At 65.2% G+C, this 17,413-nt stretch carries 16 protein-coding genes, 1 tRNA gene and 1 pseudogene; 9 read left to right on the forward strand and 9 right to left on the reverse strand.

Translation table 11 applies throughout. The features are described from left to right. Nucleotides 1–10 precede the first annotated feature (10 nt). The 5 genes from AB4Y40_RS09755 to AB4Y40_RS09775 form a co-directional block, all read right to left on the reverse strand. Entirely contained in the window at nucleotides 11–1,231 is a 1,221-nt protein-coding gene (locus tag AB4Y40_RS09755) for a type II secretion system F family protein (protein WP_368687510.1), read from the reverse strand. Further along, entirely contained in the window at nucleotides 1,228–2,442 is a 1,215-nt protein-coding gene (locus AB4Y40_RS09760) for a GspE/PulE family protein (RefSeq protein WP_368687511.1), read from the reverse strand. The genes AB4Y40_RS09755 and AB4Y40_RS09760 overlap by 4 nt, the downstream gene beginning before the upstream one ends. A gap of 156 nt (nucleotides 2,443–2,598) precedes the next feature. Beyond that, nucleotides 2,599–3,918 carry an HlyC/CorC family transporter gene (locus AB4Y40_RS09765; RefSeq protein WP_083245610.1) on the reverse strand — a complete coding sequence of 440 codons (1,320 nt, stop codon included), beginning with the start codon at nucleotides 3,916–3,918 and terminating at the stop codon, nucleotides 2,599–2,601. Between the two features lie 188 nt (nucleotides 3,919–4,106). Beyond that, nucleotides 4,107–4,183: transfer RNA gene (locus AB4Y40_RS09770), tRNA-Pro, on the reverse strand. 37 nt (nucleotides 4,184–4,220) lie between these two features. After that, nucleotides 4,221–5,213, reverse strand: a complete 993-nt coding sequence (locus tag AB4Y40_RS09775; protein ID WP_368687512.1) for a polyprenyl synthetase family protein — start codon at nucleotides 5,211–5,213, stop codon at nucleotides 4,221–4,223. 293 nt (nucleotides 5,214–5,506) lie between these two features. Between AB4Y40_RS09775 and rplU the strand changes: the two genes are divergently transcribed. The 4 genes from rplU to proB all read left to right on the forward strand — a co-directional run bounded on the left by rplU (nucleotide 5,507) and on the right by proB (nucleotide 8,599). Then, nucleotides 5,507–5,818 carry a 50S ribosomal protein L21 gene (rplU, locus tag AB4Y40_RS09780; protein WP_007180329.1) on the forward strand — a complete coding sequence of 104 codons (312 nt, stop codon included), beginning with the start codon at nucleotides 5,507–5,509 and terminating at the stop codon, nucleotides 5,816–5,818. Nucleotides 5,819–5,844: 26 nt separating this feature from the next. After that, nucleotides 5,845–6,108, forward strand: a complete 264-nt coding sequence (gene rpmA / locus AB4Y40_RS09785) for a 50S ribosomal protein L27 (RefSeq protein ID WP_028207811.1) — start codon at nucleotides 5,845–5,847, stop codon at nucleotides 6,106–6,108. A 183-nt stretch (nucleotides 6,109–6,291) separates the two neighbouring features. Continuing rightward, the gene (gene cgtA / locus AB4Y40_RS09790) at nucleotides 6,292–7,395 is read left to right on the forward strand and encodes an Obg family GTPase CgtA (protein ID WP_368687513.1); all 1,104 of its coding nucleotides are present in this window, start codon (nucleotides 6,292–6,294) and stop codon (nucleotides 7,393–7,395) included. Between the two features lie 85 nt (nucleotides 7,396–7,480). Then, nucleotides 7,481–8,599 (forward strand): glutamate 5-kinase, encoded by a 1,119-nt coding sequence (gene proB / locus AB4Y40_RS09795; RefSeq protein ID WP_368687514.1) that lies wholly within the window; start codon nucleotides 7,481–7,483, stop codon nucleotides 8,597–8,599. Nucleotides 8,600–8,697: 98 nt separating this feature from the next. On the opposite strand, the gene AB4Y40_RS09800 is transcribed toward proB, so the two are convergent. Continuing rightward, nucleotides 8,698–9,267: a CNP1-like family protein gene (locus AB4Y40_RS09800; protein WP_342924462.1), complete on the reverse strand. Its 570-nt coding sequence runs from the start codon at nucleotides 9,265–9,267 to the stop codon at nucleotides 8,698–8,700. Nucleotides 9,268–9,526: 259 nt separating this feature from the next. Beyond that, nucleotides 9,527–10,075: pseudogene (locus AB4Y40_RS09805) on the reverse strand (RNA pyrophosphohydrolase); the annotation flags it as partial. Nucleotides 10,076–10,352: 277 nt separating this feature from the next. On the opposite strand from AB4Y40_RS09805, the gene AB4Y40_RS09810 reads away from it, so the two are divergent. Together AB4Y40_RS09810 and AB4Y40_RS09815 are read left to right on the forward strand one after the other, a co-directional pair. Then, the gene (locus AB4Y40_RS09810; protein WP_368687515.1) at nucleotides 10,353–12,089 is read left to right on the forward strand and encodes a proline--tRNA ligase; all 1,737 of its coding nucleotides are present in this window, start codon (nucleotides 10,353–10,355) and stop codon (nucleotides 12,087–12,089) included. Nucleotides 12,090–12,124: 35 nt separating this feature from the next. Further along, nucleotides 12,125–12,724 (forward strand): MarC family protein, encoded by a 600-nt coding sequence (locus AB4Y40_RS09815; RefSeq protein WP_342924464.1) that lies wholly within the window; start codon nucleotides 12,125–12,127, stop codon nucleotides 12,722–12,724. Nucleotides 12,725–12,810: 86 nt separating this feature from the next. Here the strand turns inward: AB4Y40_RS09815 and AB4Y40_RS09820 are convergent, their stop codons facing one another. After that, nucleotides 12,811–13,362 carry a hypoxanthine-guanine phosphoribosyltransferase gene (locus AB4Y40_RS09820; RefSeq protein ID WP_028207817.1) on the reverse strand — a complete coding sequence of 184 codons (552 nt, stop codon included), beginning with the start codon at nucleotides 13,360–13,362 and terminating at the stop codon, nucleotides 12,811–12,813. A gap of 147 nt (nucleotides 13,363–13,509) precedes the next feature. Then, nucleotides 13,510–14,877, reverse strand: coding sequence for a signal recognition particle protein (gene ffh, locus AB4Y40_RS09825; protein WP_069268510.1), 1,368 nt, complete (start codon nucleotides 14,875–14,877; stop codon nucleotides 13,510–13,512). 116 nt (nucleotides 14,878–14,993) lie between these two features. Between ffh and AB4Y40_RS09830 the strand changes: the two genes are divergently transcribed. From AB4Y40_RS09830 to ampD, 3 genes are read left to right on the forward strand one after another with little or no spacing between them, the layout of a single operon-like run. Continuing rightward, nucleotides 14,994–15,923 (forward strand): inner membrane protein YpjD, encoded by a 930-nt coding sequence (locus AB4Y40_RS09830; RefSeq protein ID WP_368687516.1) that lies wholly within the window; start codon nucleotides 14,994–14,996, stop codon nucleotides 15,921–15,923. 22 nt (nucleotides 15,924–15,945) lie between these two features. After that, nucleotides 15,946–16,254, forward strand: coding sequence for a PP0621 family protein (locus AB4Y40_RS09835; protein ID WP_368687517.1), 309 nt, complete (start codon nucleotides 15,946–15,948; stop codon nucleotides 16,252–16,254). Continuing rightward, entirely contained in the window at nucleotides 16,251–16,880 is a 630-nt protein-coding gene (gene ampD / locus AB4Y40_RS09840; protein WP_368687518.1) for a 1,6-anhydro-N-acetylmuramyl-L-alanine amidase AmpD, read from the forward strand. Before AB4Y40_RS09835 ends, ampD begins: the two co-directional genes overlap by 4 nt. Nucleotides 16,881–17,413: the final 533 nt, after the last annotated feature.

Here is a 17,413-nt window from a genome sequence, read left to right on the forward strand (position 1 = left end):
GGCTGCGATGCTACACCACGTTGCCCAGTTGAATGATGGGAAGATACATCGCCATGACGAGGCCGCCGACCAGCGCACCGAGCACGACGATCACGAGCGGCTCGCACAGGCTCGACACGAGCGCGATCTTTTCGTCGACCTGACGGTCGGCGAGCGAGGCCACATCGAGCAACATCGCATCGAGCGCGCCCGATTCTTCCGCGACCGCAACGGGCTGAACCACATCGGCCGGAAAGCATCCCGCCGCACGCATGGCTGCGGCGAGCCGCTCGCCGTGCCGCAGGCGCTCGCTGATACCTGCGCTCGCGCGATCGAAGAAGGCGTTGCCGCTTGCGTGCGCGAGCGAATCGAAGGCGTCGGCGAGCGGCGTGCCGGCGGCGAGCAGCGTACCGAGCGCTCGGCTCCAGCGGGCGGCACACAGTGTGGTGAGCAGCGCACCGCAAAGCGGGAGCCTCAGCAGCGTGCATCCGAACGCGATGCGCGTGGCTTCCGAGCGGCGCAAGCCCGCTCGCAGGGCGAGCGTGCCGGTGGCTGCGGCTACGGCAGCCGGCACGCTCCAGCGCGCGGCGCCCGCCGAGAGCGTCAGCACGAACCGCGTGGGCGCGGGCAGGGCAGCGCCGAAGCCGTCGAAGATCTGCTTGAACGTGGGCACGACCCAGACCAGCAACGCCGCCGTAATGACAAACGCGAGCAGCAGCACTGCGACGGGGTAGGTGAGCGCGGCGCGCACTTTGGCGCGCTGCGCGGCGGCACGCTCGCGGTCGTCGGCGAGGCGCGCGAGTACGGCGGCGAGCGCACCCGAGGCTTCGCCAACGGCGACGAGCTGGCAATACAGCGCGTTGAAACGCGCCGGATGTTGCGCGAGCGAGTCGGCGAAGCGCAGGCCGCCGGCGATGTCGCGCGCGAGCGCGGCGGCAATGCGCGGCATGCCGTTCGGTCCCGGCGAGAGCGCGAGCAGTTCGAGCGCGTTCGCAAGCGGCAGGCCGGCGCGCAGGAGGCTCGCGAGCTGGCGCGTAAAGCGTGTGACGTCCGCGTGACGTGCCTTGGGCGCGCCTGCGCTCGACCTGCGCTCGATGGCGAGCACGGTGATGCGCTCGCGCTTGAGCGCGGCGCGCACAGCCGCGGCGTCGAGCGCGATCAGCGTGCCACGCCTGGTCGTGCCCGATGCGTCGAGACCGCGCCACACGAAGCGCCACTCGGATGGGCCGCGATGGGCGCGCGCGGCGCTCATGGCGCTTCCGTTGCGGCAAGCGCTTCGGCGAGGCTCGTGGTGCCGTCGCGCACGCGTGCGAGCGCCGCGTCGCGCAGGGTTGCCACACCGCTTCTGCGTGCTGCGCGAGCGATTTCGTGCGCGCCGCTCCCAGTGACGATCAGGTCGCGGATGGTCTCCGAGATCGGCAAGACCTCGTGAATTCCCACGCGGCCGCGATAGCCGATGCCGTGGCAAGCCTCGCAGCCGCGCGCAATATAAGGCTGCGTCATGTCACCGTCGTAGGTGTTGAGTCCCGCCGCGACGAGTGCCGCCGGCGAAGCTTCGCCGCGCACGCGGCATTGCGGGCATAGCCGCCGCACGAGACGTTGCGCCGTGACGAGCCGCAGCGAGGCCGCCAGGTTGTACGGTTCGACGCCGATGTCGACGAGCCGTGCGCAGGCCGCGCTGGCGTCGTTCGTGTGCACGGTCGAGAGGACGAGATGGCCGGTCTGCGCGGCCTTGACGGCCACGCTGGCGGTTTCTTCGTCGCGGATTTCGCCGATCATGATGACGTCCGGGTCCTGGCGCAGCAGCGCACGCAGTGCTACCGCAAAGGTGAGCCCGGCCTTCTCGCGCACGTTGACCTGATTGATGCCTGCGAGCTGGATTTCGGCGGGATCTTCCACCGAGCAGAGATTGCGCGTCGTGCCATTGAGCCTTTGCAGGAAGCAGTAGAGCGAGAGCGTCTTGCCGCTGCCGGTGGGGCCCGTGACGAGGACGAGACCATGCGGCGCGCCGATCGCTTCGGCTACGGTGCGCTGTTGCGCTTCGTCGAGCCCGAGTTCGGCAAGCGACAGTTCGGCGGGGAGCGCTTCGAGCCTGCGCAATACGAGCTTTTCGCCATGAAGTGTGGGCAGCGAATTCACGCGATAGTCCTCGGCGGCTTGCGACGCCCCCGAGAGTGCGAGCCGCAGCCTGCCGTCCTGCGGAATGCGCCGTTCGGCGATGTCCATGCGGGCGAGCACCTTGATGCGCGTGACGAACGCATCGCGCAGATGCGCGGGCGGCCGCACCATTTCGTGCAGTACGCCGTCGATGCGCAGACGCACGCGCCAGCCGTGTTCCATCGGCTCGATGTGCAGATCGGAGGCGCTGCGCCGCGCGGCTTCGCGCAGCGTTTCGGAGAGCAGGCGAACGGCGGGTGCGTCGTCGAGTTGCGGTGCGGAGACAGGCGCAGATGTGCGCGCCATTGCTCCGCTGCCCGTACCGCCTTCGGCAGCCGCGGCGGCAAAAGGGCGCGCACGATAAGGAGTAGAAAGCATCGGCATGCCGGCGCGAAGCCGCCTCGAACAGATGACGCCTTCATCATGGCGCGAGGCGCACTGCGCCGCCACCCGGCCGAACGGCTAACGTCCCGGCAGCAGCTTCTTCGCCTTTTGCAGCGTGCCCTGGCGCGGCTTGGCGCCGGGTTTGAAGAGCTTGACCGTGCGTACGGCCTGGTCGTCGCTGCGTAGCACTTCGAGCTTCACGTCGCCGATCTGCAGGCACACATCGCCTTCGGGAATCTCTTCGAGCACTTCGAGGATCAGGCCGTTGAGCGTCTTGGGCCCATCCGTGGGCAGCTTGATATGAAGCCAGCGATTGAGTTCGCGCAAAGGCATGCTGCCCGGCACGATACATTCGCCTTCGTCGTTCCAGCCGCCGCGTCCGGTGCCGCTGCGCGGCATCGAGGTGGTGAATTCGCCGATCAGCTCCTCGATGATGTCTTCGGGTGTCACGAGTCCTTCCATCTCACCGTACTCGTTCACGACGAGCGCGATGCGATGGCGGCTTTCCTGGAAGTACTGAAGTTGCTGGAATCCAGGCGTGCCCGTGGGCACGAAGTACGGCTCGGCAAGCAGTTCGCGCAGCGTCTCGCGCTCGAATTCCTGGTTATGCAGCGCGGCCAACGTCTTGCGCACATGCAGCACGCCGAGCACCCGGTCGATGTCGCCTTGATAGACGATCAGCTTGTTGTGATAGCAGGTCTCGAGCTGATGCAGGATGTCTTCGAGCGGGGCGTCGTAGTCGAGCGCCTCGATGCGCCGGCGCGGAATCATCACGTCGTCGACGGTGATGTTCTCCAGGTCGAACAGGTTGAGCAGGATGCTGCGGTGCTTGGTCGGCATGAAGCTGCCCGACTCGAGCACGATGGTGCGCAACTCCTCGGTGGAAAGCCGCTGGTCATGCGCCTTGTGCGTATTGATGTGCAGGATGCGCAGGATGGTGTTCGCAAACATGTTGACGAACCAGATGAGTGGCTTCGTCACACGCATGAGCGGCGCGATCAGCAGGCTCGCGGGCAGCGCGATTTTTTCCGGAAACGTTGCGCCCACAATCTTCGGCGTGATTTCCGCGAACACGATGATGAGGAACGCGACGATGCCCGTCGCGATCGAGAGCACGAGGTTATTGCGGCCGAACGTATGGAGCGCGATCGAGGTCGTGAGGACCGGGATGATGGTGTTGAAGAGATTGTTGCCGATCAGGATCACCGAAAGCAGCAGGTCGGTGCGCGCGAGCAGCTTCTGGGTGGTCTTCGCGCCGAGCGTGCCGTGATTGGCGAGGTATTTGAGCCGATGGCGATTGAGCGCCATCATCGCCGTTTCGGAGATGGAGAAGAAGCTGGAGCAGATGAGCAGGACGAAGACGGCGCAAATCTGCGCCCATAAGGGAAGGTGGTCCACGCGTCGAGACAATGAGGGGGGGCGGATGGGGAAACTATAACAGAGGGGTACCGCAGTTCCAGGGCCACTGGCCGAACGGACAAGGCGGTTGCCGGTTACGCGCCGCGAGTTGCCGGACAGGGATGGAAGTGCGGGAGATGCAGGCGAAAAAAAACCGCGCAATGAATGCGCGGTTTTTTCTCGAATTCTGGTCGGGGTGAGAGGATTCGAACCTCCGGCCTCTACGTCCCGAACGTAGCGCTCTACCAGGCTAAGCTACACCCCGAATTGACTGCTGGACTCCACAACTTGCTTCGTCTGTTTCAAGACTGGCGCGTCGTCGAGTAAGAACATAATTCTAGCAGGCTATCTTTGTAAATGGAAGGGGGGAACGCTGAAATCGCATCGGCGGCGGCCCGGGCCTCGGTGCGCGCGCATTGCAGCGTGTGCTCGAGCGCGCCTGAGCGCGTGATCGCCGCGAAGATTTCATCGAAACGCGTCGTGCCGCCTTGCTCGATCGCTTCGCGCGCAAGCGCGGCTTCCGCCGCCGTGCCGTGCTCGATCAGCCAGATGAGCGGCAGCGTGGGCTTGCCTTCGCGCAGGTCGTCGCCCGCGTTCTTGCCCATCGATTCAGGCGTGCCCGTGTAGTCGAGCCAGTCGTCCATGATCTGGAATGCCGTGCCGATGCGCCGCCCGTACTCGGCTGCGGCTTCCTCGGTGCGCGCATCCGCCCCCGAAAGCACCGCGCCGAGCTGCGCCGCGGCTTCGAAAAGCTTGGCGGTCTTGTAGCGGATCACCTGCATGTAGCGGTCGGTGTCCACGTCGGCGTCGTGCATGTTCAGCAGCTGCAGGACTTCACCCTCGGAGATGATCGTCGTGGCGGCGGACAGGATTTCCATCACGCGCATCTTGCCGACGCCCACCATCATCTCGAACGAGCGTGAGTACAGGTAATCTCCCACCAGCACGCTGGCGGCGTTGCCGAACAGCGCGTTGGCCGTCTGGCGGCCGCGCCGCAGGTCCGATTCGTCGACGACGTCGTCGTGCAGGAGGGTCGCCGTGTGAATGAACTCGACGACCGCTGCAAGCACATGGCGCTCGGTGCCGTGGTCGCCGAGCGCGCCGGCCACCATCAGCAGGAGCGCCGGACGCAGCCGCTTGCCGCCCGCGCCGATGATGTACTCGGAGATCTGGTTGATCAGCATCACCTCGGACGCCAGGCTCTGCCGGATGACACGATTCACCTGCTCCATGTCACTGGCGATGGGGGCAAGCAGGGTGGCTGCGCTGGGGGATGGGGTGGCGGTGGACGACATGATGGCAAATAGGGGTAGTGCCGCGGATTATAAGGCGAATCGACAGCATGCCGGACGCTCCGCTACCGTCCTGCCGATGGCTCCCTCTATTTTCTCGCGGCCCGGACGGCCGCATGGATGCTGGCGCTATGCTGTGCGGATAGCCTTGGAGTCCGTCTGACGGGCCCAGGATCCCTCGCGCGCACTCGCGCAACGGACTTGCACAGCTTTTGACCGCCAAGCTAACTCTATGTATAATCTAAGGTTTCGGGCGCGCAGTGTGCCTGAAAAGATTACTCAGAGTGAGGTTCTCAATGTACGCGGTCATAAAAACCGGCGGCAAGCAGTACAAGGTTGCCGTTGGCGAAAAACTTAAAGTAGAACAGATACCGGCTGACATTGACGCAGAAATCACGCTCGACCAGGTTCTCGCAGTGGGCGAAGGCGAATCGATTAAGTTCGGTACGCCGCTGGTCAGTGGGGCTTCCGTCAAGGCCACCGTTGTGTCGCAAGGCCGACACGCCAAAGTGACCATCTTCAAGATGCGTCGCCGGAAGCACTACCAGAAGCATGGCGGCCACCGCCAGAACTACACCGAACTGCGCATCGACGCGATCAACGCGTAAGCGCACGCAGGTAAAGGAGCAAACAAATGGCACACAAAAAGGCAGGCGGGTCGTCACGTAACGGCCGCGACTCAGAGTCGAAACGACTTGGCGTGAAGGTGTACGGCGGCCAGGCGATCCTCGCAGGCGGCATCATCGTTCGCCAGCGCGGCACGCGCATGCACCCGGGCCTGAACGTCGGTATCGGCAAGGACCACACGCTCTACGCGCTGGTCGACGGCCACGTCGCGTTCACGATCAAGGGCGCAGCCAACAAGCAACTGGTCAACGTCGTCCCGGCAGCGGCCTAAGCTTTAGACCGCTCGCGAGCGGGCTGCACGCGACGCAAGGAAGGCCCCGCGAAGTTTGCGGGGCCTTTTTATTTATCCGCAGTCTTTCGGGGTCGTAACGGGCTTCCGTTGACTTGCGGTGCGTTGTTGGCCAGTTTCGGCCATGGCGGGCAAAATATCGATATCCACGGGACGGAGTAACTCATGAAGTTCATTGACGAAGCGAAGATCGAAGTCATCGCCGGCGATGGGGGCGATGGCAGCGCGTCGATGCGACGCGAGAAGTTCGTCCCGTTCGGCGGGCCGGACGGCGGTGACGGCGGGCGCGGCGGCAGCGTCTACGCCGTCGGCGACCGCAACATCAACACCCTCATCGACTACCGCTACACGAAGAAGCACCAGGCGCGCAACGGCGAGAACGGCCGCGGCTCCGACTGCTACGGCAAGGGCGGCGACGACATCACGCTGCGTATGCCGGTGGGCACGGTCATCACCGACCAGGACACGGGCGAGCTGATCGCCGACCTGACCGAGCACGAACAGCAGGTGATGGTCGCGAAAGGCGGCGCGGGTGGCCTCGGCAACCTGCATTTCAAGTCGTCCACGAACCGCGCGCCGCGTCAGAAGACCGACGGCAAGCCCGGCGAGCGCCGCATGCTCAAGCTGGAACTGAAGGTGCTGGCCGACGTCGGCCTGCTCGGCATGCCGAACGCGGGCAAGTCCACGTTCATCGCCTCGGTGTCGAACGCGAAGCCCAAGATCGCCGACTACCCGTTCACGACGCTCGCGCCGAATCTGGGCGTGGTGCGCGTGGGGCCGAGCAAGAGCTTCGTGATCGCCGATATTCCGGGCCTGATCGAAGGCGCCGCCGAAGGCGCGGGCCTCGGTCACCAGTTCCTGCGCCATCTGCAGCGCACGAACCTGCTGCTGCATCTGGTCGATCTCGCGCCGTTCGACGAAAGCGTCGATCCGGTTGTCGAGGCGAAGGCGATCGTCGGCGAGCTGCGCAAGTACGACGAGACGCTCTATGACAAGCCGCGCTGGCTCGTGCTGAACAAGCTCGACATGGTGCCGGACGATGAGCGCGCCGCGCGCATTGCGGACTTCGTGAAGCGCTTCGAGTGGGACGGTCCCGTGTTCGAGATTTCCGCGCTCACGGGGCAGGGCTGCGAAAACCTGTGTTACGCGGTGTACGACTACGTCTCCGCGCACTCGGACGCGCGCCGTGCTGCCGAAGCCGAAGACCTCGCCTCGGACGTGCGCTTCCGCGAGGGCAAAGGTGGGAACGCGGAGCAGCCGCAGGAGTAATTCGCTGCACCGGCCGGCGCGCGAGCCGCGCACGCCGCGCCGGGGAAACTTCACGCGTCATCAGTCATTTGGGAGACCGCGCAGCATGCGTTCCGTCATCGCCGATTCGCGGCGTCTGGTAGTGAAAGTCGGTTCGAGCCTCGTCACCAACGACGGCCGCGGGCTCGATCATGCGGCAATCGGCCGCTGGGCCGCGCAGATTGCGGCGCTGCGTGCGCAAGGCAAGGAAGTCGTGCTCGTGAGTTCGGGCGCGATCGCCGAAGGCATGCAACGGCTCGGCTGGACGAAGCGGCCGCGCGAGATCGACGAGCTTCAGGCTGCCGCCGCAGTCGGGCAGATGGGGCTTGCGCAGGTCTATGAGAGCCGCTTTGCCGAGCACGACATCCGCACTGCGCAGATCCTGCTCACGCATGCCGACCTGGCTGACCGCGAACGCTATCTCAATGCGCGCTCCACCTTGCTCACGCTGCTGCGCCTCGGCGTCGTGCCGATCATCAACGAGAACGACACCGTGGTCACCGACGAAATCAAGTTCGGCGACAACGACACGCTCGGCGCGCTCGTTGCGAACCTGATCGAAGGCGATGCGCTCATCATCCTCACCGACCAGAGCGGGCTTTATACGGCCGATCCGCGCAAGGATCCGGGCGCGACGCTCGTGCAGGAAGCCGACGCAGGCAAGCCGGAACTCGAGGCGATGGCGGGCGGCGCGGGCTCGAGCATCGGCCGCGGCGGCATGCTCACCAAGATCCTCGCGGCCAAGCGCGCCGCGCATAGCGGCGCGAACACGGTGATCGCGAGCGGGCGCGAAGCGCAGGTGCTCGTGCGTCTGGCCGCGGGCGAGGCGATCGGCACGCAGCTCATCGCACGCACGGCGCGCATGGCGGCGCGCAAGCAGTGGATGGCCGACCACCTGCAGGTGCGCGGCCACGTCGTGATCGACGACGGCGCGGTGCAGAAGCTCACGGCAGACGGCAAGAGCCTGCTGCCCATCGGCGTGACCGGTGTGCAGGGTGCGTTCGCGCGCGGCGAGGTGATCGCTTGCCTGAACGGCCTGGGCGTGGAAGTGGCGCGCGGGCTCACCAACTACAGCAGCGCGGAAACGAAGCTGATCCAGCGTCATCCGAGCGGCGAGATCGAGGGCATCCTCGGCTATATGCTCGAGCCGGAGCTGATTCACCGCGACAATCTCGTGCTGGTTTGACGGCCGTTCCTGGCCAGCCTCGCATCGCCTCACCAGAAGTTAAAAAGCCGCTGTGGCCAAAGGCCGCAGCGGCTTTTTTTCATGCCCATCAAAGGCAGTTAACGCACCAGCGTCGACTGCGTGCGGCCGTAGCGCAGGTTTTCGATCAGGGTCGACGCCTTCGCGATCGGCATCTTGTTGGCGCAGAAGTAGTCCTGATAGAGCCTCGACTGGTATGCGTTGAGCGTGCCGTTCTCGATGCGCGACCAGTTGTTCGCGACGGTCTGGTCCCAGCCGTTGTGATCGGCGTCGAGGCTCGCGTAGAGGCGCCACTCGTAGGTGTCGCAGCGAATCCCTTCGTAGTTCACGTTACGCGCGCCGCTCGGGCTCGTGATGACGATCGTATAGCGCACGACGCCATCCGTGCCGACCGTGAGCGATGCGGGGTCGATGGCGAACTTGAGCGGCGAGTTGTTCGAGACGTCGAACGGCAGCAGCGTCGCGCCGGCCTGCGGCAGCGGCGGCAGGCCTTCGAGCTTGTTTTCCTGCCATTCGCCCTTGCGGTCCAGAAGGTAGACGAACGCGCTGTCGTCCTTGTTCGTGGGACCGGAACTGGAGCACGCGGCCAGTCCTGACACAAGCAGCACACCGCCTGCGGCGCATGCCGCAGCAAGAGCAAATCGTTTCAAATTGGTTTCCTCGAAGCACGGGCGCGCGTTACGAACGAACGGCGCCGCGAATGCGAACCGGCGGGACCCGGCGCGTGATGCGCCGGGCCCCGCCGGTTCGGGCGTTCTTTGCGTTGGCTCAAGCCCCTTGATCCTGCTCGTCCTGCGCAGGCTCGATGATACTCTGCGCCGACGCGCAATCGCTTTCGATCGGCGTACGCGGCGTACGTTCGGCTACGCCTTCCGGTGCAACCTCATACGGCTCGGCGTGCACCGCGTCTGCGTGCGCCGACGTCACGATGCGCGGGTAGCGCACCTCGTGAGCCTGCACGCCCAGACGCTCCTGACGCGGCGCGGGCCGGCGCAGGAAGCGCGAAAGTTCGGTCAGCGCGAGCTGATAGACGTCGCGCTTGAACTCGATGACCGCTTCGAGCGGCACCCAGTATTCATTCCAGCGCCACGCATCGAACTCGGGATGCTCCGTTGCCCGCAGGCAGATATCGCAGTCGCGCCCGACCATACGCAGCAGAAACCAGATCTGTTTCTGGCCGCGATAATGGCCGCGCACTTCGCGCTTGATGAACTTGTCCGGCACCTCATAACGCAACCAGTCGCGTGTGCGACCGACGATCTTGACGTGCTCCGGATGCAAACCGGTTTCTTCGTGCAACTCCCGAAACATTGCCTGCATGGGGGTTTCACCATACTTGATGCCCCCTTGCGGAAACTGCCAGGAATGTTCGCGAACCCGCTTGCCCCAAAACACCTCGTTTCGCGCGTTCAAGAGGATGATGCCGACGTTCGGGCGAAACCCCTCACGATCCAGCATACAACCACCTTCGAATCCTTTAAAATTGCTTTGATTATAAACAGATAACGGCCCTCACGCACCCGCCGTCCGTGACCCGCCGTCCGGAAAGTCGAGCGAATGGCCGAGACTGCGCAAAACGGTCTCGGGGCGCGATCGGCTTCGAGTTTGGCCGCGCCCGTCGCTGGCGTCATCAGCACGGCGCCCGGCACGTTGTCATAATGGCGGGTTCGTGAACTCCTCCGCTGGTCACTTCTTCGGGCGGTCCGCACCGGGCCGCCGCTTTTGGATAATTTGAATGAAAGCCTCCCGTTTCTTTATCGGCACCCTGAAGGAAGCGCCCGCTGACGCGGAAATCGTCAGCCACAAGCTGATGGTTCGCGCGGGCATGATCCGTCGCATCGCTGGCGGCATTTACAACTATCTGCCGATCGGTCTGCGTTCGATCCGCAAGGTCGAGCAGATCGTGCGCGAGGAAATGAACCGCGCCGGCGCCATCGAGCTGCTCATGCCGGCCGTGCAGCCGGCCGAGTTGTGGCAGGAATCGGGTCGCTGGGAACAATACGGGCCGGAACTGCTGCGCTTCAAGGATCGCAAGCAGAGCGACTTCGTGATGGGCCCGACGCACGAAGAGGTCGTCACCGACATCGCGCGCGGCCAGATCAAGAGCTATCGCCAGCTGCCGGTGAACTTCTATCAGGTGCAGACGAAGTTCCGCGACGAAATCCGTCCCCGTTTCGGCGTGATGCGCGGGCGCGAATTCATCATGAAGGACGCGTACTCGTTCGATAAGGACGTCGAAGGTCTCAAGCTGTCGTACCAGAAGATGTACGACGCTTACGTGCGCATCTTCACGCGACTGGGCCTGCAGTTCCGCGCAGTCGCGGCCGACAACGGCTCGATCGGCGGCAGCGGCTCGCACGAATTCCACGTGATCGCGGAAACGGGCGAGGACGACATCGCCTACTGCCCGAGCTCGGACTTCGCGGCCAACGTCGAAGCCGCCGAAGCGCTGCCGCTCATCGCGCAGCGCGGCGCACCCACGCAGGCGCTGACGAAAACGCCCACGCCGGGCGCGGCCAAGTGCGAAGCCGTCGCCGAACTGCTCGGCATCCCGCTCGAAAGCACCATCAAGTCGATCATCCTCGCGACGGACAACGAAGGCGCCGAGCCCACGATCTGGCTGCTGATGCTGCGCGGCGACCACGACCTGAACGAGATCAAGGTCGGCAAGCTCGAAGGCCTGAGCGGCTTCCGCTTCGCGACCGAAGCGGAAATCGTCGAGTGGTTCGGCACGCCGCCGGGCTACCTCGGACCGCTTAACACGAAGAAGCCGGTCAAGGTGATCGCCGATCGTACGGTCGCGAACATGAGCGATTTCGTGGTCGGCACGAACGAAGTCGACTTCCACACCACGGGCGTGAACTGGGGCCGCGACCTGCCGGAGCCGGTCGTCGCCGACATCCGCAACGTGAAGAAGGGCGATCCCTCGCCGGACGGCAAGGGTGTGATCGACATCTGCCGCGGCATCGAAGTGGGCCACGTGTTCCAGCTCGGCACGAAGTACTCGGAAGCGATGAACGCCACGTTCCTCGCCGAGAACGGCAAGCCGGCGCCGATGCAGATGGGCTGCTACGGCATTGGCGTCACGCGTATCCTCGGTGCAGCCATCGAGCAGAACTTCGACGAGAAGGGCATCATCTGGCCTGAGTCGATCGCGCCGTTCCAGGTCGTCGTGTGCCCGATGGGCATGGACCGCAGCGAGCTCGTGCGCGAGCACGCCGAGCGCGTCTACAACGAACTGCTCGAAGCGGGCGTGGACGTGATTCTCGACGACCGCGGCGAGCGTCCGGGCGTGATGTTCGCCGACTGGGAGCTGATCGGCGTGCCGCATCGTCTCGTGATCGGCGAGCGCGGCCTGAAGGACGGCAAGATCGAGTACCAGGGCCGCCGCGATACCGAAGCGACGCTGCTAGCGGCCGATGAGGCCGCGCAGACGGTGGCGCAGAAGATCCGCGCGGCACTCGCGGTTTAACGACGGTCCATCCCGGTTAAAGGAGCGCTGCGAGCGTGGAGTACAGTTTTCTGTCCGCTACGGTCCTGCTGCTCCTCATCACCGACCCGCTCGGGAATATTCCGCTCTTCATCAGCTGCCTGCGCGGCGTTGCCAAGCAGCGCCGCGCGGTCGTGATCCTGCGCGAGGTCGCGATCGCGTTCGTGATCCTGCTGATCTTCATGGTCGCCGGCAACAGCTTCCTGCGCATGATGGGGCTCACCGATACCTCGCTGCGCATCGGCGGCGGCATCGTGCTGTTCCTGATCGCGCTGCGCATGATCTTTCCGCATCCGGGCGGCCCGTTCGGCAGTGGCGACAAGGGCGGCGAGCCGCTCATCGTGCCGCTCGCCATTCCCGCGCTGGCGGGGCCTTCGGCGCTCGCCACGGTCATGCTGCTCACCTCGCAGGCGCCCGGCAAACTCTATGAATGGGTGGCCGCGCTCGTCGTGACGATGGTGATCTGCGCGGTCGTGCTGGTGATGGCGGAGCGCATCCAGCAGTGGCTCGGCGAGCGCGTGGTGACGGCCTTCGAGCGGCTGATGGGCCTCGTGCTCGTGGCGATATCGGTGGAGATGATCCTCGCGGGGATCGCCACCTTCGTGCATCACCTCTGACGCCGCGTGCAGCGCGCGTCGCAGGCAATAAAAAAGCAGCCCGCGGGCTGCTTTTTTCATGACGCTCCGATTAACTCAGAAGCGCTTCAGGCTCCTTCGGTCAGCGCACGGATGGTCGGCAGATTGCGCCAGTAACCCTTGGCGTCCATGCCGCAGCCGAACACGTAGCGGTCCGGCACCGAAAAGCCGCAGTAGTCGGGATGCAGCGGCTTGGCCTTCGTGAGCGTCTTCTCGCACAGCACGGCCGAGAGGAAACGCTTCGCGCCCATGTCCATGATGCGGTCGCGAATCGCGGCCATGGTCTCGCCTTCGTCGAGGATGTCGTCGAGCACGAGCACCACACGGTCCTTCACCGACTCGCGCGGCGCCACGCGCCACTGCATCTCGGCGCTGCCCTTGATCGCGTTGCGGTAGCGCGTGAGGTGGATGTAGTCGAACTCGAGCGGGAAGTCGAGGTGCGGCAGCAGCATGCCGGTGAACACGGCGGCGCCGCCCATCACCGACAGCACGAGCGGGAAGTCCTCGCTGATCTCGGCGCGGATGGCTTCGGCCATCCGGCCGATCGACGCATTGACGTCGCCCTCCGAAACGATCTCTTCGGAGTGGCGGAAAATGTGCAGGGCTTCTTCGCGATTCATGACTCTGGCGGGAAGGTAGCTGTAGCTACTGAAGTGTGGAAAATAACGGCGGCGCGCGCTACAGCATAAACCCGCGCATTTGGTCCGTCGCGCGCCGCGTCGAGTCGGGCCGCCGTGCGCGCGATATGCGCCGTGCGGCCCGCGGGATCAGCGCATGCCGGGCATCATGCCCTTCATGCCGCGCATCATCTTCTGCAGATTGCCGCCCTTGAGCTTCTTCATCATGGTGCGCATCTGCTCGTACTGGTTGAGCATGCGGTTGACTTCCTGTACCTGCACGCCCGCGCCCGCCGCGATGCGGCGCTTGCGCGTGGCCTTGATGAGCTCGGGCTTGGCGCGCTCGGCGGGCGTCATCGAGTTGATGATGCCTTCCATGCGGCGCATCTGCTTCTCGGCCTGGCCCATGTTGGCGCCCGAGGCGGCCTGCTGGAACTGCGCGGGCAGCTTGTCCATGAGCGACGACAGGCCACCCATGCTCTTCATCTGCGAAAGTTGCGCGCGGAAGTCATTGAGGTCGAAGTCGCCGCCTTTCTTGACCTTGTCGGCGAGCTTTTGCGCGGCCTGGACGTCCACGCCGCGCTGCGCTTCCTCGACGAGCGCGAGAATGTCGCCCATGCCGAGAATACGGTTCGCCATGCGGTCCGGGTGGAACACCTCGAGGCCGTCGAGCTTTTCCGCGACGCCGACAAACTTGATCGGCTTGCCCGTGATGTGGCGCACGGAGAGCGCCGCGCCGCCGCGCGAATCGCCGTCGAGCTTGGTGAGCACGACGCCGGTGAGCGGCAGGGCGTCGTTGAACGCCTTCGCGGTGTTGACCGCGTCCTGGCCGAGCATGGCGTCGACCACGAACAGCGTTTCAGCGGGCTTGAGCGAGGCGTGCAGCGCGGTGATCTCGTTCATCATCGCCTCGTCGATACCGAGGCGGCCGGCCGTGTCGACGAGCAGCACGTCGTGGTAGTGGCGTTTGGCCCAGTCGACCGCCGCGGCGGCGATCTCGACGGGCTTCTGGTCCGGCTGCGAGGGGAAGAAGTCGGCGCCGACCTGTTCCGTCACCGTCTTCAACTGCGCGATGGCGGCCGGGCGGTAGACGTCGCACGAAACGGTGAGGACCTTCTTCTTGTACTTCTCGCGCAGGAGCTTGGCGAGCTTGCCGGTGGTGGTGGTTTTACCGGCGCCCTGCAGGCCCGCCATGAGGATGACGGCAGGCGGCGTGACGGCGAGGTCGAGTTCGGCAGCACGGCCTTCGTAGTCGCCGCCGATCACGGCGGTCAGCTCGCGCTGCACCACGCCGACGAGCGCCTGGCCCGGCGAGAGGCTGGAGATCACTTCCTCGCCGAGCGCCTTCTCCTTCACCTTGGCGATGAATTCGCGCACGACGGGCAGCGCCACGTCCGCTTCGAGCAGGGCGAGACGCACCTCGCGCAGCATTTCCTGCGTATTGGCTTCGGTCAGCCGGGCTTCGCCGCGCAGCGTCTTGACGACGCGCGCCATCCGTTGAGTGAGATTGTCGAGCATGGGGAGGCGGTGAGCAGTGCGGCCCGGCCCGCGCGCGCAAAACGGGAATGCGCCGCGTTTCGTCGCCGATTCGTTAGGTAAGCGCGCGGCCAGGGGGCCTATAGTAAACTTCGAACATGGTTATTGTACTGTATGCCCTCACCGTGCTCCTGTACGGCGGATTGTGCGCCGCCGACTGGCGTGCGCTGCGCCGCGCGGGTACCGCGCCGCTGCTCGGCAGCGTGCCGCCCGTTCCGGTGACGTTCGGCGCGGGCGGCGACGCCCTGCGCGCGCGGACTTTCGGCCCGCTTTCGCGTGCGCTGCTCTTCGTCGCGCTCGCCGCGCACGGCGTGCTCCTGCACATGACGATCTTCCCCGCCAACGAAATGGTGTTCGGCTTCGCCTTCGCGTTGTCGGCCATGTTCTGGCTCGGCGCCGGCATCTACTGGATCGAGAGCTTTTTCTTTGCGCTCGACGGCCTGCGCCTCCTGCTGCTGCCGTTGGCGGCCGTCGCGTCGATCCTGCCGTTCGTGTTCGGCGGCGTGCGCGTGCTGCCCTATGCGGCCGCGCCGATGTTCAAGCTGCACTTCGTCATCGCGAACATTGCCTACGGGCTCTTTGCGATCGCCGCGTTGCATGCGGTGCTGATGCTCGCCGTCGAGCGCCGGCTGCATGCGCTCAAGGGCGCGGGCTTCCAGCGCAACGCGAGCAATCGCGGCGGCGGCTGGCTCTCGAACTGGATCGAGACGCTGCCGCCGCTCCTCACCATGGAAAAGCTGCTGTTCCGCCTGATCGGCGCGGGCTTCGTGCTGCTCACGGCCACGCTCGTCTCGGGCATCGTGTTCAGCGAGCAGTTGATCGACCGGCCGCTTTCGCTCGATCACAAGACCGTCTTCGCGATTCTTTCGTGGCTGATGTTCGGCGCGCTGCTCACCGCGCGCAAGATTTCCGGCTGGCGCGGCCGCGCTGCGCTGCGCTGGGTGATCGCATCGTTCATCGCCTTGCTGCTCGCCTATGTGGGCAGCCGTTTCGTCTTCGAGGTGCTGCTGCACCGCCCCGTGGTTTGAGTCGTGTGAGTCGCGTGTTCCGATGAGACAGATTCTTCTCCTCGTCCTGCTGTTCGTGGTCGGACAGTGGTTCGTCAAGGCGCTGCGCCGTGCGCAGACGCAAACGCGTGCCGGTGCCCAACCGGGGCAGGGCGCTGCGCGCAGCGCCAATGGCGGCGCGAGCGCGAGCGGCAAACCCGCGCTGCCCGAGCCGATGGTGCGCTGCGCCGAGTGCGGTGTGCATGCGCCGCGCAGCGAATCGGTGAATGTCGGCACGCGCTCGTTCTGCAGTTCCGAGCACGCGCGCGCGTACGACGCGCGCGCCACGGCCCAGGATCGCCCCGCACGATGAGCGCTGCTGCATCGCCAGGATCGCGCGCGTACGAAGTCGATGCGCAGGGCTGGGTGTCCGGCGCGCGCCGCCTGCCTTCACCCAACTTCGAGGCCCGCCCGCAAGGCGCCGTGCCGACGCTCATCGTCGTCCACAACATCAGCCTGCCGCCCAACGTCTTCGGCGGCCCCGAGATCGCCGATCTCTTTCTCAACCGCCTCGACTGCGACGCGCATCCGTACTTCGATGCCAACCTGCGCGGCGTGCGCGTCTCGGCGCACTTCGTCATTCATCGCGATGGCGCGCTCGAGCAGTTCGTCTCGTGCGACGAGCGCGCGTGGCACGCGGGCGCGTCGAGCTTCTTCGGGCGCGAGCGCTGCAACGATTTCGCCATCGGCATCGAGCTGGAAGGCAGCGACTCGACGGCCTTCGAGGCGCCGCAATACGCCACGCTCGCCGCGCTCGTGAAGGCGCTCGTCGCGCACTATCCGATCGAGGCGCTGGCGGGCCATTCGGACATCGCGCCTGGGCGCAAGACCGACCCCGGCCCGCACTTCGACTGGGCGCGCCTCAAACACGATACGCAGCTCGCCGATGCCAGCTTCCCCTATATCCAGGGGCACGGCGCGCAGAACGCGGCGTCGTGACACGTTCGATCGCCTGCTGAACCCTCTCAAACTGCACAAGAAATAAGCACCTTTTGCGCGCAAACGCAGGGTCTTCGCGCGCGCCTCGCAGACCACTCGCAGGGGCATTCGCCGCCAGGCCCCGCGCTGCTTGGCTTGTGGCCTTGTCAAGATAGGACCAGCAAAAAAAGCCATTTGATCGTACTGTTTCTTCCACTATACTTGGTACCCGAAACAAGGCTTCACACCATATGTTGTGTTGTACCGCGGCGCCCCGCTTCATTCGCAAGGCGCCGCGCGCGTTACCAGCATAGAAAAAACAGAAACTTTGTACGGTGCCGTCGGCCGAGAGAACCGGCGCACCGGCTGTAATCGAGAGAGAAGGTACAGCCAATGATCGCGACATCCACGATGAAGACCGAAGCAGTCCGTGATTCATCTGCCTTGTCGCATCCGGCAGCCTCGCCAGGCTGGACTTTTTTCTCTGCCCGATCGAGCGTGCACACGGGGGCACGACGTCGGCGTCCGTCTTAATCCGCGAACTCTCTTCGCAC

The sequence above is a fragment of the Paraburkholderia sp. EG287B genome, from assembly GCF_040965595.1.
Lineage (GTDB): Bacteria > Pseudomonadota > Gammaproteobacteria > Burkholderiales > Burkholderiaceae > Paraburkholderia.